This is a genomic window from Microbacterium sp. CCNWLW41 (assembly GCF_037083505.1).
Window position 1 is genome coordinate 60,459 of record NZ_JBAOJP010000003.1, and the last position, 23,215, is coordinate 83,673.

General features: G+C 70.6%; 22 protein-coding genes. 19 read left to right on the top strand and 3 right to left on the bottom strand.

Going from position 1 to position 23,215, the window contains the following annotated elements; all coding sequences use genetic code 11:
- Position 1 precedes the first annotated feature (1 nt).
- From map to rplQ, 9 genes are all read left to right on the top strand, one after another.
- A complete protein-coding gene (map, locus tag V6R91_RS11965) occupies positions 2-862 on the top strand; it encodes a type I methionyl aminopeptidase (RefSeq protein WP_271060508.1) in 861 nt (286 codons plus the stop codon).
- 192 nt (positions 863-1,054) lie between these two features.
- Entirely contained in the window at positions 1,055-1,729 is a 675-nt protein-coding gene (locus tag V6R91_RS11970) for a DsbA family protein (RefSeq protein WP_271060509.1), read from the top strand.
- Positions 1,730-1,945: 216 nt separating this feature from the next.
- On the top strand, positions 1,946-3,958 hold the full coding sequence (locus V6R91_RS11975) for a choice-of-anchor A family protein (RefSeq protein ID WP_336395565.1): 2,013 nt from the start codon (positions 1,946-1,948) through the stop codon (positions 3,956-3,958).
- Between the two features lie 240 nt (positions 3,959-4,198).
- A complete protein-coding gene (infA, locus tag V6R91_RS11980) occupies positions 4,199-4,420 on the top strand; it encodes a translation initiation factor IF-1 (protein ID WP_018171468.1) in 222 nt (73 codons plus the stop codon).
- Between the two features lie 65 nt (positions 4,421-4,485).
- Positions 4,486-4,602: a 50S ribosomal protein L36 gene (gene rpmJ / locus V6R91_RS11985; protein WP_005050492.1), complete on the top strand. Its 117-nt coding sequence runs from the start codon at positions 4,486-4,488 to the stop codon at positions 4,600-4,602.
- Between the two features lie 265 nt (positions 4,603-4,867).
- Entirely contained in the window at positions 4,868-5,242 is a 375-nt protein-coding gene (rpsM, locus tag V6R91_RS11990) for a 30S ribosomal protein S13 (protein WP_067242101.1), read from the top strand.
- Positions 5,243-5,269: 27 nt separating this feature from the next.
- Positions 5,270-5,668 carry a 30S ribosomal protein S11 gene (gene rpsK / locus V6R91_RS11995; protein ID WP_017829189.1) on the top strand — a complete coding sequence of 133 codons (399 nt, stop codon included), beginning with the start codon at positions 5,270-5,272 and terminating at the stop codon, positions 5,666-5,668.
- Between the two features lie 128 nt (positions 5,669-5,796).
- The gene (locus V6R91_RS12000) at positions 5,797-6,786 is read left to right on the top strand and encodes a DNA-directed RNA polymerase subunit alpha (RefSeq protein ID WP_336395566.1); all 990 of its coding nucleotides are present in this window, start codon (positions 5,797-5,799) and stop codon (positions 6,784-6,786) included.
- Between the two features lie 35 nt (positions 6,787-6,821).
- Positions 6,822-7,511 carry a 50S ribosomal protein L17, sunset domain variant gene (rplQ, locus tag V6R91_RS12005; RefSeq protein WP_336395567.1) on the top strand — a complete coding sequence of 230 codons (690 nt, stop codon included), beginning with the start codon at positions 6,822-6,824 and terminating at the stop codon, positions 7,509-7,511.
- Between the two features lie 73 nt (positions 7,512-7,584).
- On the opposite strand, the gene V6R91_RS12010 is transcribed toward rplQ, so the two are convergent.
- The gene (locus tag V6R91_RS12010) at positions 7,585-9,156 is read right to left on the bottom strand and encodes an AMP-binding protein (RefSeq protein WP_271061779.1); all 1,572 of its coding nucleotides are present in this window, start codon (positions 9,154-9,156) and stop codon (positions 7,585-7,587) included.
- 185 nt (positions 9,157-9,341) lie between these two features.
- On the opposite strand from V6R91_RS12010, the gene truA reads away from it, so the two are divergent.
- From truA to glmM, 6 genes are all read left to right on the top strand, one after another.
- Positions 9,342-10,196: a tRNA pseudouridine(38-40) synthase TruA gene (gene truA, locus V6R91_RS12015; RefSeq protein WP_336395568.1), complete on the top strand. Its 855-nt coding sequence runs from the start codon at positions 9,342-9,344 to the stop codon at positions 10,194-10,196.
- A gap of 188 nt (positions 10,197-10,384) precedes the next feature.
- On the top strand, positions 10,385-11,269 hold the full coding sequence (locus V6R91_RS12020; protein ID WP_336395569.1) for a hypothetical protein: 885 nt from the start codon (positions 10,385-10,387) through the stop codon (positions 11,267-11,269).
- Positions 11,270-11,309: 40 nt separating this feature from the next.
- Positions 11,310-11,978, top strand: a complete 669-nt coding sequence (locus V6R91_RS12025; RefSeq protein ID WP_336395570.1) for an endonuclease/exonuclease/phosphatase family protein — start codon at positions 11,310-11,312, stop codon at positions 11,976-11,978.
- Between the two features lie 209 nt (positions 11,979-12,187).
- A complete protein-coding gene (rplM, locus tag V6R91_RS12030; protein WP_067242136.1) occupies positions 12,188-12,634 on the top strand; it encodes a 50S ribosomal protein L13 in 447 nt (148 codons plus the stop codon).
- A gap of 25 nt (positions 12,635-12,659) precedes the next feature.
- A complete protein-coding gene (gene rpsI / locus V6R91_RS12035) occupies positions 12,660-13,145 on the top strand; it encodes a 30S ribosomal protein S9 (RefSeq protein WP_067242140.1) in 486 nt (161 codons plus the stop codon).
- Between the two features lie 17 nt (positions 13,146-13,162).
- Complete coding sequence (gene glmM / locus V6R91_RS12040) at positions 13,163-14,518, top strand: phosphoglucosamine mutase (RefSeq protein WP_271061774.1); 1,356 nt, start codon at positions 13,163-13,165, stop codon at positions 14,516-14,518.
- A gap of 128 nt (positions 14,519-14,646) precedes the next feature.
- Here glmM and V6R91_RS12045 read toward each other — a convergent pair whose 3' ends face one another.
- Positions 14,647-15,609, bottom strand: a complete 963-nt coding sequence (locus V6R91_RS12045; RefSeq protein ID WP_336395571.1) for a Ppx/GppA phosphatase family protein — start codon at positions 15,607-15,609, stop codon at positions 14,647-14,649.
- A gap of 24 nt (positions 15,610-15,633) precedes the next feature.
- On the bottom strand, positions 15,634-16,974 hold the full coding sequence (locus V6R91_RS12050; protein WP_336395572.1) for an aminotransferase class I/II-fold pyridoxal phosphate-dependent enzyme: 1,341 nt from the start codon (positions 16,972-16,974) through the stop codon (positions 15,634-15,636).
- A 136-nt stretch (positions 16,975-17,110) separates the two neighbouring features.
- Between V6R91_RS12050 and V6R91_RS12055 the strand changes: the two genes are divergently transcribed.
- The 4 genes from V6R91_RS12055 to V6R91_RS12070 all read left to right on the top strand — a co-directional run bounded on the left by V6R91_RS12055 (position 17,111) and on the right by V6R91_RS12070 (position 23,214).
- On the top strand, positions 17,111-18,832 hold the full coding sequence (locus V6R91_RS12055; RefSeq protein WP_336395573.1) for an ABC transporter family substrate-binding protein: 1,722 nt from the start codon (positions 17,111-17,113) through the stop codon (positions 18,830-18,832).
- A 99-nt stretch (positions 18,833-18,931) separates the two neighbouring features.
- Positions 18,932-20,443, top strand: a complete 1,512-nt coding sequence (locus V6R91_RS12060; protein ID WP_336395574.1) for an ABC transporter substrate-binding protein — start codon at positions 18,932-18,934, stop codon at positions 20,441-20,443.
- Between the two features lie 13 nt (positions 20,444-20,456).
- Positions 20,457-21,434 (top strand): ABC transporter permease, encoded by a 978-nt coding sequence (locus V6R91_RS12065; protein ID WP_336395575.1) that lies wholly within the window; start codon positions 20,457-20,459, stop codon positions 21,432-21,434.
- Positions 21,421-23,214 carry a dipeptide/oligopeptide/nickel ABC transporter permease/ATP-binding protein gene (locus V6R91_RS12070; protein ID WP_336395576.1) on the top strand — a complete coding sequence of 598 codons (1,794 nt, stop codon included), beginning with the start codon at positions 21,421-21,423 and terminating at the stop codon, positions 23,212-23,214. Before V6R91_RS12065 ends, V6R91_RS12070 begins: the two co-directional genes overlap by 14 nt.
- Position 23,215 lies beyond the last annotated feature (1 nt).

Sequence of the window (23,215 nt, forward strand, 5' to 3'; positions counted from 1 at the left end):
CGTGGTGTTCCGCCGGTCGATCTACAAGAGCCCGGCCCAGCTCCGCGCCATGGTGGAGCCGGGCCTCATCACCGCCGCAGCGCTGGACGCCGCACGCGCGCTGATCCGGCCGGGCGTCACCACGGCGGAGCTGGACGCCGCCGCCGACGCCCTGATCGTCTCCCGGGGCGCGGAGTCGAACTTCAAGCTGGTCCGCGGCTATCGCCACGCGACGTGCATCTCCGTGAACGATCAGGTCGTGCACGGGATCCCCGGCGATCGGGTGCTGGAGGCCGGGGACATCGTGTCCATCGACTGCGGGGCGCAGTACGAGGGATGGAACGGCGACAGCGCGATCACCGTCGTGGTGCCCGACCCGTCGCGGCCCGACCTCGTCGCGCGACGCGAAGGGCTCTCCCGCGTGACCGAGGCCTCGATGTGGGCGGGGATCGCCGCGATGGCGACGGCGCGGAGCCTCGGCGACGTCAGCGCGGCGATCGAGGACCGGATCCTCGGTGCGGGTGTCCCGCCCGAGGCCGCCGACGGCATCGATCACTACGGCATCCTCCGTGAGTACGTGGGTCACGGCATCGGGCGCAAGATGCACGAGGCGCCGAGCCTGTTCAACTACCGCACCTCCGACCAGGGGCCCGAGGTGCGGCCGGGACTCGTCCTCGCGATCGAGCCGATGGTCACCGCCGGCGGCGAGGAGACGTTCGTCGAGGACGACGACTGGACCGTGACCACGGCGGACGGATCCGACGGATCCCACTGGGAGCACAGCGTCGCGGTCCACGAGAACGGGATCTGGGTGCTCACCGCGCCGGACGGCGGTGCGGCGGGCCTGGCGCCGTACGGCGTCGTCCCCACGCCGCTCGGCTGACCACGGGGCACCGGACGCGGATTGCGTCCCAGACGCACGGCGGGCGCCGGCATGGCAGCACCGTGAAGCCGGGGTTCCCATGGAGCCCATAGGCGCGAGCGTGCAAAATGGCATACGGAGCGGGGCGTCGTCCTGCCCGAGACATCGGTCGCGCGCAGGCCTTGCGACGCGCCAGGACAGGAACGGAAGACAATGGCCGCTGCGAAGAGCTCGACCAATTGGTTCGCCATCGGCATCTCCATCGCCGTCGTCGTCGTGCTCGTGGCACTCGGCGGCGTCGTGGTGTGGCTGAACAACCAGGCCACGGACGCCGGGCCGGCTCCGAAGAGCAGCGACACGTTCAACGCCGAGACGGGCGCCGTCAGTTTCGGCGACGGCAAGGACACCGTCGCGGTGTACCTGGACTTCCAGTGCCCGATCTGCAACTCCTTCGAGCAGCAGTACGGCGAGCAGCTCGAGAAGGCCGTCGACGACGGCAAGATCACGCTCGAGTACCACCCGATCGCGATCCTCGACCGCGTGTCGGAGCAGACGTCCGCGCCGATGTATGCCTCCCGCTCGGCCTCTGCCGCTCTCTGCGTTGTCGACACGAACCCGGACAAGTACCTCGATTACGCGAAGGTCCTGTTCGAGAACCAGCCGCAGGAGGGCGTGGAGAGTCTCACGAGCGAGCAGCTTGCGGAGTTCGCCGCGCAGGTTGGCGCGGACGACGCCGCGTCCTGCATCACTGACGACACCTACCTGAAGTACCCCGCTGCGCAGGCCAAGAAGCACCAGATCCAGGGAACGCCGACCGTGGAGATCAACGGCGAACGCCTCGACCTGCAGGCGGGCGAGCTCTCCCAGCTCGAGAAGCTCATCGGCTGAGCCCGTTTTCACGACGGCGCCGGGGATCAGTCCCCGGCGCCGTCGTCGTGTCCGTGGGACGGTTTTGTTTGCCCTGTGAACAAAATGCTAGTATGACGGCGGGGCCGCACGACGTGCGGTCGTGCGCGGCGGTGGATGTCGTGCACGTGGGTGTGCAGGTTATGCACAGGGTGGTTCGCCAGACTTGAGGCGACCACGTGGACAGGGGAGAGAAACATGGGGATGTTCGGCGTGCGCGCGAAGCGCACCGCGGGAGTCGCGGGAGCGGCCGCGCTCGCAGCGACGGGGATCATGACGTTCGGGGCCTTCGGGTCGCTGACGCCGGCTCAGGCGGCGGCGGCCAGCTGCCCGACAGGGGAGATCGGGAGCCCCGGGGCCGGCAACGAGATCTTCACGGACAACAACGTCGCGGTCTACGCGGGCGGAGACCTCGTCACCGGCTCGGGCGCGGCGGAGATCGAGGGGGTCGTCGTCGTCCACGGCGACGCGACCTTCCAGCGCCAGCCCGCGGGAGCGTTCAACGTCGGCACCGTCGGCGTGGGATCCGGGGTCGTCCCGGGCGCCGGGGAGACGATGCTGGCCGTCGGCGGCGACCTCCGCGTCGAGTCGGGGATCACCACGTTCTTCGTCGGTGCCCCGGTGCCCGGTTTCCCCGACGGCGGCGGCGACGTGCGCGTGGGCGGTGCGGCGGCCCCGGCCCATCCTGACGGTCGCTACGACCTGAACGGCGGAGAGTTCCGCAGTGGCCTCGGAGCCGCGGCGCTGGACGGCTATGCGCACTTCGGCGACGCGATCTCGACCGCCTCCGCCGTGTACGCCGCCGAGGCGACGACCGGATCCGCGCGATCCGAGTGGGGGACGGCGACGTTCGTCGGCACCGGCGCCGCGCGCGAGGTCTTCACCATCTCCGCGGCCGACCTCGGCGCGGCCGGCGCCGTCGCCTTCGAGAAGATCGCCGACGACGCCACCGTGATCGTCAACGTGACCGGGGACGCGGCGGTCTGGTCGCCGAACTACTTCTCCGACGACGGCGTGCGCGTCGACGGCGTGGGCGGCGCGGTGAACGGCTTCGGCCGCGTTGCCACCCGCACGATGTGGAACTTCGCGGATGCGACCCGTGTGGAGATCGGCGGCAGCTCGCAGGTGCTCGGTTCGATCATGGTTCCGCACGCCCACGCGGACGCCGCGACGCCGACCATCTCCACGACCGCGCACCTGAACGGGCGCGTCTACACCAACGGCACGATCCGGATGGAGGGGTCCGGCACGGAGATCCACAACTACCCGTTCCGAGATGGCGCTTTCGTGTGCGAGGTCGAGCCGGAGACGCCGGTGGACCCGGGCGCGGACGCAGATGCTGACGCCGACGGCGTGGGGGCGGACGCGGATGCGGCCGGAACCGACGCGGATGCGGGCGCCGCCGGAACCGACGCGGACGCGGGCGCGGCCGGAACCGACGCGGACGCGGGCGCGGGCGCCGAGGTGCATGCCGACGCCGGCGCGACGGCGGACGCGAGCGGGTCCGACGCGGACGCAGGGGCTGAGGTCCGTGCCGACGCCGGTGCGACGGCGGACGCGGACGCGAGCGGGTCCGACGCGGACGCGGGGGCCGAGGTCCATGCCGACGCCGGTGCGACGGCCGACGCCGGTGCGACGGCGGACGCGGACGCGCGAGGCGCCGGCGCGAACGCTGACGCGGCGACCTCGATTCGCGCCGGTTCCGACGGCGGTGCCGACGGCGCCGGGATCGACGGTACCGTCTCGGCGAGCGGGTCGGTCGACGCCGACGCAGCAGTGGAGGGAGCAGCCGTGTCTGCCGATGCCGCTGCGACGGCGGACGCCGCCGCCGGCGGTTCCGCAACGGCCTCCGGCGCCTCCGTGTCTGCGGATGCCGCTGCGACGTCGGACGCGTCCTCGTCGGCGGGCTCCTCTGCCGCCGCGGACGCGGCAGCCGCCGCGACGGCCTCGGCCTCTGCGTCCGCGACGGACGTCGCGAGCACGTCGTCGACGGCCTCGACGTCCGGCGCCACGTCGGCATCCTCGGCCGCGGGGTCCTCCGCGGGTGGCACGGCCGCGAGCGGCGGCCAGGGCGCCGACCTGGCGGTCACGGGCGGGGTCGTCTCCGGCTGGCCGCTCCTCCTCGGCGGGGCCGCGGTCCTCGGCGGGATCGTGCTGGTGCTGCGTGCCGTCGTGCGGCGTCACGAGGCCGGTGCGGTCGACGCGGACTGATCCTCCTCGCCGTGCGCGACGGCGCTGTCGGGATGGCCCGGCGGCGCCGTCGTCGTGGCCCCGGTCGTCGACCCGGGGCGGGAGCGGTCGCGCATTTGCCCGTAGCGGGAAACGCGTCTACCATAGATCTTTGGTGCTTTGCGCCTCGGTCCGGCGTGTCCATGGACGTGTCCGGCGGGCCCTGCGCCATCCCATCCATCCACCGCAGATCGACCGGTCTGCAGAAGCGTCAGCGAGGCTATGGCTAAGAAAGACGGTGTCATCGAGATCGAGGGCGTCGTGTCCGAGGCTCTGCCCAACGCGATGTTCCGCGTTGAGCTCAGCAACGGCCACAAGGTTCTGGCAACGATCTCCGGAAAGATGCGGCAGAACTACATCCGCATCATCCCCGAGGACCGCGTGGTCGTGGAGCTCAGCCCCTACGACCTGACCCGCGGGCGCATCGTCTACCGCTACCGCTGACCGGTCGAGAAGTAACACCCCAGGCATTCGCGCCTGCCCGGTGAAGACAGCGAACAGGAAACATCATGAAGGTCAACCCCAGCGTCAAGCCCATCTGCGATCACTGCAAGGTGATCCGCCGTCACGGGCGCGTCATGGTGATCTGCAAGAGCAACCCGCGCCACAAGCAGCGCCAGGGTTGACGTGAGTCGTGTCAATGCGGCGAAGCCGCGTTGACACGCGAACGTCAAGGTTGAGCGAGCACGCGCGCAGCGCGAGCGAGTCGAAACCTCTCACGCAAGAAACTGACAACTCAACATCCGGTCCGCGGCGGGCGTTTCGTCTCGCTTCGCTCGCTCAACGACCGGGACCACACGGCAGGATCAGAACCCGCAAGGGGGACACCTCGGGGCGGAGGCCCGGGCACCGATCCTGCTCCACACCTCCACAACATCCAGGAGATTCCGCATGGCACGTCTTGCCGGCGTCGACATCCCGCGCGACAAGCGCGTGGTGATCGCCCTCACGTACATCTACGGCATCGGCCGTACCCGCTCGGTCGAGATCCTCAAGGCCACCGAGATCGACGAGTCGATCCGCGTCAAGGACCTCACCGACGACCAGCTCGTCGCCCTCCGCGACCACATCGAAGGCACCTACAAGGTGGAGGGTGACCTGCGCCGCGAGGTCGCCGCCGACATCCGCCGCAAGGTCGAGATCGGCTCCTACGAGGGACTCCGTCACCGCCGTGGCCTGCCGGTCCGCGGTCAGCGCACCAAGACCAACGCGCGCACCCGCAAGGGCCCGAAGCGCACCGTCGCCGGCAAGAAGAAGGCCCGCTAAGCGGCCAGGGAATAGGAGAACACTTTCATGGCTGCACCCAAGGCCGCCGCGCGCAAGCCGCGCCGCAAGGAGAAGAAGAACATCGCGCTGGGCCAGGCCCACATCAAGTCGACGTTCAACAACACGATCGTCTCGATCACCGACCCGTCCGGCGCCGTCATCGCCTGGGCCTCGTCGGGCGGCGTGGGCTTCAAGGGCTCGCGCAAGTCCACCCCGTACGCCGCAGGCATGGCTGCCGAGTCGGCCGCCCGTCAGGCCGCTGAGCACGGTGTGAAGAAGGTCGACGTCCTCGTCAAGGGCCCGGGCTCGGGCCGCGAGACCGCGATCCGCTCGCTGCAGGCCGCCGGCCTCGAGGTGGGTTCGATCCAGGACGTCACGCCGCAGGCGCACAACGGCTGCCGCCCGCCGAAGCGCCGCCGCGTCTGATCGCCCTGTGCGCCTCCGATCCGTCCGCGGACCGGAGGCGCACCGGGGTGTCAGCACCGTCTTCACACAACTCAACACCTCACCCAACACGTGTCATATAGCGGGCACGTGATCGAAAGGAACACACAGTGCTCATCGCACAGCGTCCCACTCTCACCGAGGAAAAGATCTCCGAGAACCGCAGCCGGTTCATCATCGAGCCGCTCGAGCCCGGCTTCGGCTACACGATCGGAAACGCGCTGCGTCGCAGCCTTCTCTCCTCGATCCCCGGCGCCGCGGTCACCAGCATCCGCATCGACGGCGTCCTCCACGAGTTCAGCACCATCCCCGGGGTGAAGGAGGATGTCACCGAGATCATCCTCAACATCAAGCAGCTCGTCGTCTCCTCGGAGCGCGACGAGCCCATCACCGCCTACCTGCGCAAGACCGGCGCGGGCGAGGTCACCGCGGCGGACATCTCCGCTCCGGCGGGCGTCGAGGTGCACAACCCCGAGCTCGTCATCGCGACCCTCAACGAGACCGCGCGCTTCGAGCTGGAGCTCACGATCGAGCGCGGCCGCGGCTACGTGTCGGCGGCGCAGAACCGGAGCGAGTACGCCGAGGCCGGCCAGGTGCCGATCGACTCGATCTACTCGCCGGTGCTCAAGGTCAGCTACCGCGTCGACGCCACCCGTGCCGGGGAGCGCACCGACTTCGACAAGCTCGTGCTGGACGTCGAGACGAAGAACTCGATCGCCCCGCGCGACGCCGTCGCGTCGGCCGGCCGCACCCTGACCGAGCTGTTCGGCCTCGCCCGCGAGCTGAACATCGAGGCCGAGGGCATCGAGATCGGCCCGGCGCCGGTCGAGGCCGTCCTCTCGAACGAGCTGTCGATGCCGATCGAAGACCTCGATCTGTCGGTCCGCTCGTACAACTGCCTCAAGCGCGAAGGCATCAACACGGTGTCCGAGCTCGTCGCTCTCTCGGAGACGCAGCTCATGAACATCCGCAATTTCGGACAGAAGTCGGTGGACGAGGTGCGCGACAAGCTCGTCTCGCTCGGCCTGTCGCTGAAGGACTCGGTGCCCGGTTTCGACGGCGCCCACTTCTACGGCGGCTCCGAAGACGAGTCCTTCTGATACCCGACCCTTTCCGATCCAGGAGATAGACGACAATGCCCAAGCCCACCAAGGGTCCCCGCCTCGGAGGAGGCCCCGCCCACGAGCGTCTGCTGCTTGCGAACCTCGCCGCGGCGCTGTTCACGCACAAGTCGATCAAGACGACCGAGACCAAGGCCAAGCGCCTGCGTCCGCTCGCCGAGCGTCTGGTCACCTTCGCCAAGCGCGGTGACCTGCACGCCCGTCGCCGCGTGCTCTCGATCCTGCGCGACAAGGACGCCACGCACGTCCTGTTCGCCGAGATCGCGCCGCTCGTCGCCGAGCGCGAGGGCGGCTACACCCGCATCACGAAGGTCGGCAACCGCAAGGGCGACAACGCCCCGATGGCCGTGATCGAGCTCGTCCTCGAGCCGGTCGCGCCGAAGAAGAAGGCTGCCGCCAAGCCCGCGGCCAAGGCGGACAAGCCCGCCAAGGCCGAGGAGGCCCCCGCCGAGGTCGTCGAGGAGGCGACCGAGGTCGAGGAGACCGCCGCTCCCGCCGCGCTCGTCGACGGCGGCTTCGGCGAGGACTCCGCCGCTCCGCTCGAGGACGGCTCGGCTCCCGAGGGCTTCGACATCAAGGGCAACAAGGACTCGATGAAGTTCCACCGCCCGGACGGCCAGTGGTACGACGCGACCGTCGCCGAGGTGTGGTTCCGCACCGCGGAGGCCGCCGAGGCCGCCGGCTTCACCGAGGCCGGCAAGTAAGCCGCTCCCTCCGACACGAAGGGCCCCGCCGTACGGCGGGGCCCTTCTGCGTCTTCTGCTCGTCCGGGCGGGATCAGCGCACGCGGAGGTCCTTGCGCAGGATCTTGCCCGAGCTCGACTTCGGGATCTGCTCGATGAACTCCACGACGCGCACCTTCTCATGCGGGGCGACGTGCGCGGCGACGTGGGCCATGACGCCGTCCGCGTCGAGCTGCGCCCCCTGCTGGAGGACGACGAACGCCTTCGGCACCTCCTGGCCGTCCTCGTCGAGAGTCCCCACGACCGCGGCGTCGGCGATGGCGGCGTGCTCGAGCAGCACTGCCTCCAGCACCGCCGGGGCGACCTGGTAGCCCTTGTACTTGATGAGCTCCTTCAGACGGTCGACGATGCGGAACACGCCGTCCGCGGTCACCGTAGCCACATCGCCCGTGTGCAGCCAGCCGTCCTCGTCCAGCATCTCGGCGGTGGCCTCGGGGCGGTTCAGATAGCCGACCATGATCTGCGGCCCGCGGAGGAGGAGCTCGCCGGGCTCGCTCGTCCCGGAGGAGGGGACCACGACGTCGCCCCCGTCCTCCGCGACGATGCGCGCCTCGGTGTTCGCCAGCAGGACGCCGATGCTGGAGCGGTCGATGTCGGGCCGGTCGACGGGGATCGCGTGGACGACGGGACTCGTCTCCGTCATCCCGTATCCCTGGCAGACGGTGCAGTCCAGCCGCTCCGCGACGGCGCGGGCGAGGGCGCCGTCGAGCGGCGCCGCACCGGAGAACACGACCTTCACCGCCGAGAGATCGAACTGGTCGACGAGCGGGTGCTTCGCGAGCGCGACCGCGATCGGCGGGGCGATGAACACCCACGACGTGCGGTGCTCGGAGGCGACGCGGAGGAACTCGGCGAGGTCGAACTTCGGCATCGTCACGAGCGTGGCGCGCTGGCGAAGCGCGAAGTTCAGCAGCACGGTCATCCCGTAGATGTGGAAGAACGGCAGCACGGCGAGGACCCGATCGTCCTCGCCGAGGCTGATCGTGGTGCTGCTCTGGGCGACGTTGGCGACGAGGTTCCGATGGGTGAGCATCACGCCCTTGGGGCGGCCGGTGGTGCCGGAGGAGTAGGGCAGGACGGCCAGGTGCGTCGCCGGGTCGAACGAGACGTCCGGCGCGGTGTGCCCCTCGCCGAGCAGCGCGGGAAGGGACGGATGGCCCTCGGCGCCGTCGAGCACGATGACATGGTCGTCGGCGATGCCGAGCTTCTCGGCGGCGGCCTTCGCGCCCGGCAGCAGCGGGCTCACGGTGACGATCCATTCGGCGCCGGCGTCCGTGAGCTGCGCGGCGATCTCCTCGGCCGTGTAGAGGGAGTTGATGGTGGTCGCGGTGGCGCCGGCGCGAAGAAGACCGTGGAAGACGGTCCCGAACGCCGGGATGTTCGGGCAGAGCACGCCGACGACGGTTCCGACGCCGACCCCGCGGGCGGCGAGGGCCCCGGCGAAGAGGTCGATCTGCGCGAGGAGCTGGCGATAGGTGGTCTCGGCGCCGGAGGTGCCGTCGACGATCGCCGTCGTGTCGAGGCGCGCGTCGTCGAGGGTTCCGAAGAGGAACTCGTGGATCGAGACGTTCGGGATCTCGATGTCGGGGTGGGGACTGCGGATCATGGGATCTCCTTCGGATCGCAACACTGCGTTCGGAATTCGCGCGGTCGCCCGAGACCGGCTTCGTGCGATTCAGTCTCGCACAACCTGACACGCAGTCCCAGGGTGAACTTTGCGGCGGGGATCCGGGGGAGCACGGCCGAACGGCGCGGAGATGCCGTCGTCCCGCCGCTCGATACCCTGGACTCGTGCGCATCCGCCTCGACATCTCCTACGACGGCACCCACTTCCGCGGGTGGGCGCGGCAGCCGGGACTCCGCACCGTGCAGGGCACGATCGAGCAGGCCCTCGCGCGGGTCGTCGGATCGGAGGCGCAGCTCGTGGTCGCGGGGCGCACGGACGCCGGGGTGCACGCGAGCGGCCAGGTCGCCCACGTGGATCTCGACGAGACGCAGTGGGCCCGCGTCGGTGCGCGTCGGGGGCCCGACGCGCAGGATCCCGCGGGATCGCTCGCCCGCCGGCTGCGCGGGGTGCTCGGGGCGTACGCCGATGCCACCGTGACGCGGACCTCGATCGCCCCGGAGGGCTTCGACGCCCGGTTCTCCGCGGTCTGGCGTCGATACCGCTACCGGCTCGCGGACGACGTGAGCGGGTACGACCCGCTGGCCCGGCACGACACGACCTCGATCCGCGGAGAGCTCGACGTCGCTGCCATGGACGAGGCCGCCCGGGGGCTGATCGGCCTGCACGACTTCGCGGCGTACTGCAAGGCGCGCGAGGAGGCCACGACGATCCGCACGCTCCTGGACTACCGGTGGCGGCGCGACGACGCCGGGGTCCTCGTCGCGGAGGTCAAGGCGGACGCGTTCTGTCACAGCATGGTGCGCGCGCTGGTCGGAGCCTGCGCCGCGGTGGGGGAGGGGCGTCTGGACCCGGGCGACCTCGTGCGGCTGCGCGACGAGCTCACCAGGACGAGCGCGTTCAAGGTGCTCGCGGCGCGCGGGCTCACCCTCGCGGAGGTCGGGTACCCTGCCGACGAGCTGCTCGCGGCGCGTGCCGAGCAGACCAGGAACCGTCGAGATCGGGACGACCCGATCGGCTGACCCCCGGCATCCGGCTCGGAACGGCGGTCCCCGGTGGCCGGTCCCCCGACCGGCCACCGGGGCGGGGGAGGTGCCCCGGCGACGGCCCCAGTGCTCGCGTCACCGGAAACGACCTGCCCGTCCCCGGCGGGCGGTGGCCGTAGGGTGAAGCTACTCGAAGCCTCTTCACACGACGCCGGGGGACTGTGATGGACGAACGCGACGACGCCGACACGGGCTTCGCCGGCGCGCTCAGCCGGGCGATCGCCGCCAGCGGGCTGTCCCTGAGCAGCCTCCACGCCCGTCTCCGGGACAACGGCAACCCGGTGTCGGTCACGACGCTCAGCTACTGGCGCTCCGGGGCCCGTCACCCCGAGAGCGCGACGTCGCTGAGCGCGATCGAGGACCTCGAGCGCATCCTCGGGCTGGATCCGGGGTCGCTCTCGCGTCTGGTGTCTCCGTTCGCCCGGCTGGGGGCGGTCCCCGCGCCGCGGGTGCCCTTCGACGCCGAGCGGGAGCGGCGCGAGACCGAGGAGACGTTCGCCGCGCTGGGAGCGGCGCCCCAGGCCGCCATCCGGGACCTGTCGACGCACATGACGGTGCACGTCGGTGCGGACGGCGCGGTCGAGCGGACGACGACGCGTGCCCTGATCCAGGTGACCCGCGGCGTCGTCGAGGAGCTGCCGCTGATCGACGTCGCCCCCGAGGAGACCGAGGTCACCCCGGTGATCGAGGACGTCCGCGGCGGGAGGATGGCGCGCGAGTGGCGGCACCCCGGCGGCCTGCTGTCGGGCATCGTGATCGCCTTCGACGAGCCGGTCGTCGCCGGCGAGACCGCCCTCATCGAGTTCACCGAACGCCTCCCGCCGGGGTATCCGCCTCGACGAAGCGCCTGGCACGGCACCGCGCGTCCCTCCCGGGAGGCGCTGATCTGGGTGATCTTCCCCGAGGGTGCCGAACCCGACTGGTGCGAGGAGTACGTCGAGCGTGACGGAACGCCGGAGACCTCCTCGCCGGCGCTCGTGCTGGGTCGGACCGCGCACGCCTTCCGGCACGGCTTCGGGCCCGGCGTCCTCGGCCTCCGGTGGGGCTGACCCACCGGACGTCCGGGAGTCCGGAGTAGCGTGGGTGCCGATGAGGGTGATCTCGTACAACCTGCGCAAGCACCGCGCCGCCGGCGAGCTGCACGACCTGGCCGACGTCCACGCGGCGGATCTCCTCTGCCTGCAGGAGGCCGACACCCAGGCGCTCCCGGAGCGGCTGGGCGGGCTCGTCCTCGCCCGCGCCACCCAGGGGAATCGCCTCGGGCTCGCCGTCTACCACCGGGAGAACACTTTCCGCGTCGGGGAGGTGCGCGCGTTCGAACTGAAGAAGTCCCTGCACGACCGCGTCCTGCGCCCCGCGCACGAACGGGTGCTCGGCGTGCGGCTGCGCGACATCGACAGCGGCGGCGACTTCGTGATCGCGTCCTTCCACGCGGCGCCCCTCACGGCGTTGAACTCGCTGCGCCGCCATCAGATCCGGGCGGCGCTGGACGCCCTCACGGAGCTCGGCGACGGCCTTCCCATCCTGATGGTGGGGGACTACAACTACCCGGTGTTCAAGGAGAACCTCGGCCAGGCCGTCCGCGACCACGGCTACACCCTGACCCTGAGCGACGAGCGCACGTACACGCGGTACCGGGTGTTCCGCGGGCACTACGACTTCGCGACGTCCATCGGCTTCGACATCCGGGAGATCCGGACCCTCGCGCAGGGGTCCAGCGACCACCGTCCGATCCTCGTCGCCGCCGAGCCGGGCTGAACCGGCGCATTTGGGGAAGACGGTCGGATGCCGTAAGCTATTCCTTTGGTGCCCCATGCCTCGGCGTGTCCGAGGGGCGGGGCGCACGAACGTGAGCCCTCCACTGGCGCCCTTCGACAGGCGCAGGACCGGAAACGGTCCGCGCGGTCGAAGCGCCCCGGAGCGGGATTCACGAACCTCTCCGTTCGAATCAAGAAAGCAGCACTATCGTGACGCGCACTTACACCCCGAAGGCCGGGCAGGTCCAGCGTGACTGGGTCGTCATCGACGCCACCGACGTCGTCCTCGGCCGTCTGGCTTCGCACGCCGCAGCGCTCCTGCGCGGCAAGCACAAGCCGACCTTCGCCAACCACATCGACTCCGGCGACTTCGTCATCATCGTGAACGCGGACAAGGTCGCGCTCACGGGCCAGAAGCTCCAGAAGAAGATCGCCTACCGCCACTCGGGCCACCCGGGCGGGCTCAAGGCCGTCGCCTACTCCGAGCTGCTCGAGAAGAACCCGGTCCGCGCCGTGGAGAAGGCCGTCCGCGGCATGCTCCCGAAGAACAGCCTCGGCCGCCAGCAGCTGGCGAAGCTGAAGGTGTACACGGGTGCCGAGCACCCGCACGCCGCGCAGCAGCCGAAGACGTACACCCTCGACCAGGTCGCCCAGTAAGCGCCGCCCAGATAAGGACATACTCGTGGCTGACATCCAGGACACCACCGAATTCCCGCAGAACTTCACCACCTCGACCCCTGAGGCCGAGGCCGTCGAGAGCGCGCCCCGCCCCGTGCTGAGCGTCCCCGGCGCCGCCGTGGGTCGCCGCAAGCAGGCCATCGCCCGCGTGCGCCTCGTCCCCGGCTCGGGCACCATCACGGTCAACGGCCGCACGCTCGAGGACTACTTCCCGAACAAGCTGCACCAGCAGCTGATCAACGACCCGTTCACGGTGCTGAACCTGCAGGGTGCGTACGACGTCATCGCGCGCATCTCGGGTGGCGGCGACTCGGGCCAGGCCGGCGCTCTGCGTCTCGGCATCGCCCGTGCGCTCAACAACATCGACGCCGAGAACAACCGTCCGGTTCTGAAGAAGGCCGGCTTCCTCTCGCGCGACGCCCGCGTCATCGAGCGCAAGAAGGCCGGTCTCAAGAAGGCCCGCAAGGCTCCTCAGTACTCGAAGCGCTGATCCTCTCAGTCCCTTCTATGGCACTGTTCGGTACGGACGGCGTGCGTGGGCTGGCCAACGGCCCCCTCACTGCCGATCTCGCGCTCACCCTGGCCCAGGCGACCGCCGTCGTCCTGGGCCAGGGCCGTATCGCCGAGGCCCGCAGGGCCGCCGGCAAGCGGCTCACCGCCGTCGTCGCCCGCGACCCGCGGATCTCGGGACACTTCCTCAGCGCCGCCGTGGAGGCGGGGCTCGCCTCCTCGGGCGTGGACGTGCTGGACGCCGGCACCCTGCCCACGCCGGCGGCGGCGTTCCTCATCGCGGACGTGGACGCGGACTTCGGGGTCATGATCTCGGCGTCGCACAACCCGGCGCCCGACAACGGCATCAAGATCTTCGCCCGCGGAGGGGTCAAGCTCCCCGACCTCGTCGAGCAGCGGATCGAGGCCGCGATGGCGGGCCCGAAGCTCCAGCCGACGGGCGCGGACGTGGGGCGCATCCAGCGCTTCTCGGACGCGGAGGACCGGTACGTCATGCACCTGCTGGCGTCGCTGCCGCACCGCCTCGACGGCATCCACGTCGTGCTGGACTGCGCGCACGGCGCCGCCTCCGGCGCCTCGCCCGAGGCGTTCCGCAACGCCGGGGCCAAGGTGACCGTGATCGGCGCGGACCCGGATGGCATCAACATCAACGACGGCGTCGGCTCCACGCATCTGGACAAGCTGGCGGCCGAGGTCGTGCGCGTCGGGGCGGACGTCGGGATCGCGCACGACGGCGACGCCGACCGCTGCCTCGCCGTGGACTCCGAGGGCAACGTCGTCGACGGCGACCGGATCATGGCGATCCTGGCCGTCGCGATGAAGCAGCGGGGAAAGCTCGCCCAGGACACGCTCGTCGCGACCGTGATGAGCAACCTCGGTCTGCACGTCGCGATGCGCGAGCACGGTATCACCCTGCGTACGACGGGCGTGGGCGACCGCTACGTCCTGGAGGACATGAACGCCGGCGGGTACTCGCTCGGCGGCGAGCAGTCCGGGCACGTGATCCTCAGCGACTTCGCCACCACGGGCGACGGGCTCCTCACGGGCCTGCATCTCGTGGCCGAGATGGCTCGTCAGCGCAAGACGCTGGCGGAGCTCGCGTCCGTCATGACCGTCTACCCGCAGGTGCTCGTCAACGTCAAGGACGTGGATCGCACCCGCACGGATGACGAGGTCGTGAACGCGGCGGTCCGCGAGGTCGAGGCCGAGCTCGGCGAGTCCGGCCGCGTGCTCCTTCGGGCCTCCGGCACGGAGCAGCTCGTGCGCGTGATGGTGGAGGCCGCGGATGCGGAGTCCGCCCACGCCTTCGCCGAGCGTCTCGCGGACGTCGTCCGCGCGCGCCTGGCCCTGTAGCGCGAGCCTCGCCCGGAGCAACCGGGTAGCGCCGAATCAGGCAGACGCGCGGGATCAGGCAGATGGCAGCAGATGTCGCCTGACCTCGCGCGTCTGCCTGATCTCGCGCGCTCGTGCGGGGCGCCGGATCAGGCGCGCGCGGCGTGCGGGGCCGGAGCGGGGCTCCAGGCGAGCTGCTCGATGTAGCGCAGCAGCACGCCCTCGCGCAGCGCCCAGGGCGACACCTCCAGCTCGTCCACGTCGAGGGCGGTCATCGCGGTGTGCAGCACGACGGCGGCGGCGACGATCTGGAAGGTCCGGTCCGGCGTGATCCCGGGAAGCTCCTGCCGTGCGGAGGCGGGAAGGCGCGCGAGTCGCGGGATCCAGGATCCCAGGGCGGTGCGCGGCAGCAGCAGCCGCTCCGACCCGGACCACCCGACCGCCTGGTAGCCGACGAGCCGGGCCAGGGAGCGGATCGCCTTCGACGAGCCCACGGCGTGGTCCGGCGAGGGGAGGGGCGCGAAGCGCTCCGCGATCGGGGCGATCACCTCGGACGCATGCGCGCGCAGATGCTCGACCGCGTCCTCACCCGGCGGGTCGTCGGGGAGGAAGCCGATCGTCATCCGTCCGGCGCCGAGAGGCGCCGAGACGGCGAGGTCGGGCAGCTCCTCGGATCCGGCGGCCAGCTCCAGCGAGCCGCCGCCGATGTCGAAGAGCAGGATGTTCCCCGCCGACCACCCGAACCAGCGCCGGACGGCGAGGTAGGTCAGCTCCGCCTCGGTCTCGCCGGCGAGGACCTGCAGCGGCTGCCCCAACGCCGCCTCGATCCGGGCGATCACCTCCGGTCCGTTGGACGCCGATCGCACGGCGCTCGTCGCCGTCGCCAGCAGCGCATCGACCCGTTCCGCCTCGGCGGCACGCCGGGCCTGCGTGACGGCGGTCTCCAGCGCGACGACGCCCTCCTCGCTGATCGCGCCGGACGGCGTCAGGAACCTCATGAGGCGGAGGATCGACCGATCGCTCGTGGTCGCGAGCGGGCGGCCACCGGGGTGGACGTCCGCCGCGAGCAGGTGCACGGTGTTGGATCCGATGTCGAGCACTCCCAGTCGCACGTGACGAGACTACTCGCCGCGCGCTCACCCGATGGGGAACGGCCGGCACGCCGCCGCGATGAGCTCCGCCACCTCCTCGTGGTCCCCGTCCACGGCGGCGCTGTTCACGTGCACGCGCTCCTCGGGGAACGGTGCGGCCTGGAAGAAGCGGCCCGGGTGCACGGCGATCCCCTGCTGACTGAGCCGGGTGCAGACCGAGTGGTCGTCCGGGACCGGCAGCCAGATGCACGGGCCCGCGGAGGGCTCGACCTCGAATCCGCGCGCCCGCAGGGCATCGGCGAGGAGGCGGAACCGGTCGCGCACGCCGTCGCACAGGGCGTCGAGCTCTCGCCGCGACGCGTCGTCGGTGAGCAGGAAGGCGAGCGCGCCCTGCACGAGGCGGCTGACGAAGCGCGTGGAGTACGTCAGCCGCATCCACATCGCGTCGATGAGCTCCGAGGTCCCACCGACGACCGAGACGCGCATGTCGGCGCCGAAGAAGAGGTTGTAGGAGCGGATCTGCGTAACCTGTCGCGGCCGGAACCTCCCCAGTGACACGTGGTCCGGATGCAGCAGCGACAACTGCGAGAGCTCGAGGATCGGGAGGGTGTCGGGCAGGAACTCGGCGGCGGCCTCCGCCCACCCCGCCGTGACGGAGCGACCGGAGGGCATATGGCCGGTCGGCTGATACACGAAGGCCACGGGCTTGCTGACGAGGGCGCGGCGCAGCGCGACGAGGTCCGGCCCCTCGACGCCGTACTCCACGGCGACGGCCCGCGCGCCCAGCGCCTCGAGGACGTCGAGGATCCGTCCGTGCGTGGGGGACTCGACGATCACCGCGTCCCCGGGCTTGACGAGCAGGGAGAGCGCGAGCTCGACGCCGTCCATGAGCCCGTGCATGGTCACGAAGCGCTCCGGCTCGAACGGCCAGGTCCGGCGCACCGCGTCCTCCAGCTCGGCGGTGATCGGCTCCGCGAACGGCTCGTGGAGCCGCGGCTGGGTCACGGACCACGCCATGGCGCGGGAGAGGTCGGGGTACGTCAGGCCGTCGGTGCGGATGTTCGCGAGGTCGCGCACTCCGCTGACGGTGCTCCGGATCATGCTCTCGTACCGCAGCGCTCGTGGCGTCGGCGGCTTGCCCAGGACCACGGTCCCCCCGCGGCGGCGGGTCTCGATGAGGCCCCTCGCGCCGAGCTCGCGCCATGCCTCGCCCACCGCGGACCTGCTCATCCCGCAGTCCTCGGCGACCTCGCGCACGGTCGGCAGCCGGTCGCCCGGCACCAGGAGGCCCGCGGTGATCATGTCCGCGACCGTCTGCGTGAGCGCCGCCGTGGTCCGCAGCGTCATGCGGCTGCGCAGGAGATCCAGGGGTGTCGGATCCTCCATCGTCCTCCTTTATGTCCGGGGACATATTGGTCTTGTAGTTCCTCTTTGGCCGATCATAGGATCCGACCAAGTGATCTGCCAAGGGCCGACCCGACGTGTCCCTCCCGATCGCGACCCGAATCCAAAGGAGGATGTCATGCCCAGGTCCCGGAGCTCCTTCCCCTCCCGGCGCCGCCGTGCCGCACTGACCGTCGCCGCCTCGATCGCCGGCCTGTCGCTGGCGTTCACCGGATGCGCACCGCTTCCCTCGACGTCCGGCGACACGGGCACGGCGACCGACGCCCCGGTCGAGACGGTCGCCGACGGAGGCTCCCTCACCTTCGCCGCGACGTCGCCGATGGAGGACTGGAACCCGCTGTCCGCCGCGGGGGACACCACGGGCCAGCGTCAGCAGCAGTGGCCGATGTACCCGCATCCCTTCCTCAGCCAGCCGGACACCTCCGTCGTCCTCAACGAGGCGCTGCTGGAGTCCGCCGAGGTCACCGAGACGGACCCGATGACCGTCGTGTACCGGATCCAGGACGACGCGGTCTGGTCCGACGGCGTTCCGATCACGGCCGACGACTTCGCGTACACCCAGGCGGTCCAGGACCCGGAGAGCTGCCCGGACTGCCTCGCGGCCTTCACCGACGGCTACGACTCGATCGAGAGCGTCACCGGCAGCGAGGACGGGAAGACCGTCACCATGGTCTACTCCGAGCCGTTCTCGCAGTGGCGCGCGCTGTTCAACTACCTTCTCCCCGCCCACATCGCCGAGGGGTACGGAGACCTCGCGACCTCCTTCAACCAGGGCTTCAGCCAGAACGTCCCCGCGTTCTCCGGCGGCCCCTACATCGTGAAGGAGTACACCGAGGGGATCTCCCTCACCCTGGCCAAGAACCCGGAGTGGTACGGCGAGCCCGCGCACCTGGACGAGGTCATCATCCGCTACATCAAGGGCCAGGGCGAGCAGGTCACGGCCCTGCAGAGCGGCGAGGTGCAGATGGTCTACATGAACCCGACCGTCGACACGGTCGAGCAGGTCAAGACGATGCCGAGCACCACGTACAGCATCGGTGCGACGCTGACCTATGCCCACCTCGGCATGAAGACCACGGGCGACGTGATGAGCGACCCCGCGCTTCGCAAGGCGATCTACACGGCGATGAACTTCTCCGACATGTACGCCCGCACCGCGGGGCAGGCGGCGCCCGACGTCCCGCTCATGCAGAGCGCCGTCTACGTCCCCGGGCAGCGGATCGGCGGGATCGAGGCCTACCGTCCCAACACGGAGAAGGTCGGCATGGGGATCGGGGACGTCGAGAAGGCCACGAAGATCCTCGAGGACGCCGGCTACTCGATCGAGGGGGGAAAGCTCCTGCTTCCCGACGGCTCGCCGCTGCGCGATCTCACCTTCCTGACCTACGCCGCCGACCAGACCCGCATGGACATCGCCGTGATCGCGCAGCAGCAGCTCAAGGAGATCGGGATCACGATCGTCATCGACCCCGCCGACGGCGCCCGCTACTCGCCCGCGCTGCGGGAGGGCTCGTTCGACATCATGGCCACCGGGACCGCGCTCGATCTCGGACCGCTCTCGATCCAGCAGTGGTACGGCACCGGTGCGCCCCGCTCCTTCGGGTACAGCAACCCCGAGGTGGACGACCTGCTCGCCCGGGCCTCGGCGGAGCTGGACGAGGAGAAGCAGGTGGAGCTGATGAACGAGCTCGACCTCCTCCTCCTCGAGGACGGCGTCGTGATGCCGCTCTTCGCCTACAGCAACATGGCCGCCTACGCGGACAAGTACCGCAACATCCACGTGGACCCGAGCAAGTACGGCGTGACGATGAACATCGAGCAGTGGGGCATCGCCGAGTGACGCACTCCGCGCGGGCCGGCCGACGCAGCCCGGCCCGCGCGGTCCTCCCGATGCACGACATCGGACGCTGCGTGCTCGACCCCTACGAAAGGTGACCCCTTGACCACCGACTTCATCGTCGTGACCCCGGACGACGCCGTCGAATTCAACGACGTGTACCGCAACGTGACCGGAAGCGCCGGATACATCGCGTGCAACAACCTGTACAGCCGGCTGGTGCTCAACGAGTGGAGCGACATCCACCCGTACCCCGACCTCGCGACGCACTGGGAGTGCCTGGACGGCGCCCGTCGCTGGCGCTTCCACCTGAACCAGGCCGCGCGCTGGCACGACGGGACCCCGCTCACGGCGCACGACGTCCACTACACCCACACCCACGCCATCGCGAACGGCTACACCGGCGGGCGGATGCTCAAGGACGTCGCAGCGATCGAGATCGTGAACGACCACACCCTGGACTACCACCTGAAGGGCCCGAACTCGGGCTTCCTCGTGATGCTCGGGAACTTCGTCTGGACCCACATCCTCCCCGCGCACCTGTACGAGGGGACCGACTGGGCGACGAACCCGCACAACCTCGACCCGGTCGGATCCGGACCCTTCCGCTTCGCCGAGTGGATCCCCGGCGACCGGATCGTCATGGAGGCGGTGAAGGACCACTGGGGCCCGCGCCCGGAGATCGACCGGCTGATTCTCAAGATCGTCCCCGATCGCGACGAGTGCGTGCGGATGCTCGCCCGCGGCGAGGCGCACTACTTCCCGCAGGACACGCTCACGAAGGACCGGCTGCCGCTGCTGGAGGGCGCCACCGCCGGCATCGAGCTCATGCTGGACCGCGGGCCGGGACAGGCTCTCCTCGACTTCAACCAGGCGCAGGACCGGTGGAAGGACGTCCGCGCCCGCCGGGCGATCGCCCAGGCGATCGACCGCTCGGAGATCGACGCGCTCGGCGATCCCGGCATCTCGCAGGCCTGGGACCACTACCTGCTCGCCAGCACGGACTGGGCGTTCAACGCGGAGGCCAAGGCGCCCGCGCACGATCTGGCCGGCGCCGAGGAACTGCTGGACGAGGTCGGGATGACGCGGGGCGCGGACGGACGCCGCGGTCACCTGCGCCTGTACTACATGGACACGTTCGACGGGCACCGTCCGCTCGCGCGGATCGTGGCGGACCAGCTCGACCGGGTCGGCTTCGACGTGACATGGTCGGGGCTGAGCTCCGTCGACTGGGCGAACACGATCACGCGCGACCGCGACTTCGACCTCATCATCATCGGCGGATCCATGACCCCGGACCCGGAGATCATGTCGACGAAGTACTCGACCGGCGGCGACAACAACGTCGGCGGGCACGCCAACCCGGAGGTCGACGCGGCGTTCCAGCGGGCCAGGGAGGCGCTGACGATCCCCGAGCGCGGGGAGCACTACCGGGAGCTCCAGACCGTCCTCGCCCGGGACGTGGAGTACGTCCCGCTGTTCTGGTACGGCACCTACTTCGCCCGCAGCACGGACTTCTTCGGGTGGTCGGACCAGGTGGCGTACACGGTCCCGTGGTGGCACTGGGGCCGGATCCGGCCCGTCGCGACCGCGGACCGCGTGGCGGCGGGCTGACGCGATGGTCGGGATGATCCTACGCCGATTCGGCAGCGCGCTCATGGTGCTGCTGCTGTCGACGGTGCTCATCTTCGTGATCGTCGGCGTCTCCGGCGACCCGCTGGCGGAGCTGCGCGATCGCCAGCCGCCCGTGTCGGAGAGCGTGATCTCCGCGGAGGAGCATCGTCTCGGCCTGGATCTCCCGATCGCCCAGCGCTACGTCCTGTGGCTCGGCGGACTGCTCCGGGGGGACTTCGGCCCCTCGGTGCAGCCCGCCAGGGACATCGGCGCGGAACTGGGCAGCCGGATCGGCGTGAGCCTTCAGCTCGTCGGCGTCGCCGTCGTCATCGCCCTCGTCCTGGCGGTGCTCGCCGGCACGGTCTCGGCGCTGCGGCAGCGGCGCTGGCCCGACGTCGTGCTCACCCCGACGGCGTTCGTCCTGCTGGCGCTGCCCTCGTTCTGGCTGGCCGTCCTGCTCAAGCAGTGGGGGATCGGGTTCAACGAGCTGACGGGATACCAGGTCTTCGCGACGGTCGGGGCGACGTCCATCCCCGCGCCCACCGACCCGCTGGCCGCGTTCCTGGACAGCGCCGCCCACCTCGTCCTGCCCACGATCGTCCTCACCCTCGTGCACTACGCGGTGTGGAGCCGCTATCAGCGCACGGCCGTGGCGGAGAGCCTCGGCAGCGACCACGTCCGCTTCGCCGTGCTCAAGGGCCTGCCCCGGCGGACCGTGGTCTGGTCGTACGTCGTGCGGCCCGCGCTGGTGCCCATCGTCACCATCGTCGCGCTGGATCTTCCCGCCCTGTTCTCCGGCGCCGTGATCACCGAGACCGTGTTCCAGTGGCGCGGGATGGGCGTCTTCCTGCTGGAGTCGATCACGCTGCGGGACACGAACGCGGTGATGGCCTGGCTGCTCATCGCCGCGGCCGCCGTCGTGCTGTTCAACCTGATCGCCGACCTGCTCTACCTCGTCCTCGACCCCCGGGTGCGCTATGTCTCTCACTGAGCCGTCGAACCTCTCGCCCAAGACCGAGCTCGTCGCGACGGCCGCGGCGGACGGCAGCGGTCAGTTCCGCGTCGTGCTGCGCCGGTTCCTGCGCCACCGGACCGGGATCGTCGCCCTCGGTGTGCTCGTGCTGCTCGTCGTCGTCGCGATCGTCGTGCCGCCGCTGTGGCCGTACGCGGCGGGCCAGATCACCCCCGACCTGTCGGCGAGCCCCAGCCTGCAGCACCCGATGGGCACCGATCAGCTCGGCCGCGACCAGTTCGCCCAGGTGCTCCGCGGGCTGCAGCAGTCGCTGCTCATCGCCTTCAGCGTGACCGTGGTGGCCACCGTCATCGGCACCGTCCTCGGCGTCGTGGCGGGCTACCTCGGCGCGGCCGTCGACGCCGCGATCATGCGGCTGGTCGATCTCACCCTGACCCTGCCGACCCTCGCGATCGCGGCCTTCCTCGGATCCGTGGTGCCGGCCGGCGGCGTGTCCTGGTTCGCCCTGTCGCTCGTGCTCGGCGTCCTGATGTGGACGTCGATGGCGCGCCTGGTCCGGGGAGTCGTCCTCGGGCTCCGGGCGCTGCCGTACGTGGACGCCGCGCGCACCATGGGAGCGGGCTCCCTCCGCGTCATGTTCCGCCACCTCATCCCGAACGTCGCGGACCACATCATCGTCGCGGCGACCCTGCTGTTCGGCGCGTCGATCCTCGCCGAGACCGGGCTGTCCTTCCTCGGCTTCGGGGTCCAGCCTCCGGACACCTCGCTCGGCCGCCTCGTGGCGGACGCGCAGTCGGCGGTGCTGACGCGGCCGTGGCTGTTCTACTTCCCGGGGCTGCTCATCATCCTGCTCGTGCTGTCGGTCAACTACATCGGCGAGGGGCTGCGGGACGCCGTGAACCCGAAGTCCGCCCCCGTGAACCCCCTCGACGCACGACCGATGGGGGGCGCCCGTCGCCGGACCCGCCGCGGCGCGACCCCACGGGCGTCCGCCCCGCCGGAGCCGGGCCGGCTCGTCGAGATCCGCGACTTCTCGGTCGAGTTCTCCGGACGCGCCGTCGTCGACCGGATCAGCCTGGATCTGGCGCCGGGCAGCGTGACGGCGCTCGTCGGGGAGTCGGGCTCGGGGAAGACCCTCACCGCGCTGTCGCTCGTCGGACTCCTCCCGCCGACGGCGGTCGCGAGCGGGGAGCTGCGGTTCGACGGCATCGACCTCATGGAACTGCGTTTCGAGCAGTGGCGTCGCCTGCGGGGCAGACGGATCGCCATGGTGCTGCAGGATCCCTCCACCTCGCTGAACCCGGTCCTCACGATCGGGCGGCAGTTCGCCGACCAGCTCCGGATGTCCGGGATCACCGGGGCGGCGCTCGACGAGCGGGCGACGGCGCTGCTGACCGGCGTCTCCATCAAGGACCCGGCACGAGTGCTGGCCTCTTACCCGCACCAGCTCTCGGGCGGCATGCGTCAGCGCGTGGTCATCGCGATGGCGATGGCGATGGATCCCGACCTCATCATCGCCGACGAGCCCACGACCGCGCTGGACGTGACAGTGCAGGCACAGGTGATGAAGACCCTCGCCGCGGCGCGCGAGCGCACCGGCGCCTCGATGCTGTTCATCACGCACGACCTCGCCCTGGTCGCGGGCATCGCCGATCGCGTCGTCGTGATGCAGGCGGGACGGATCGTCGAGAGCGGCGACGTGCAGGACATCTTCACGGCGCCGGCCCACGAGTACACGCGCAAGCTCCTCTCGCTCGCGCCCGATCTCAGCCGGCACGGCGCGATCGAGGAGGCCTGAC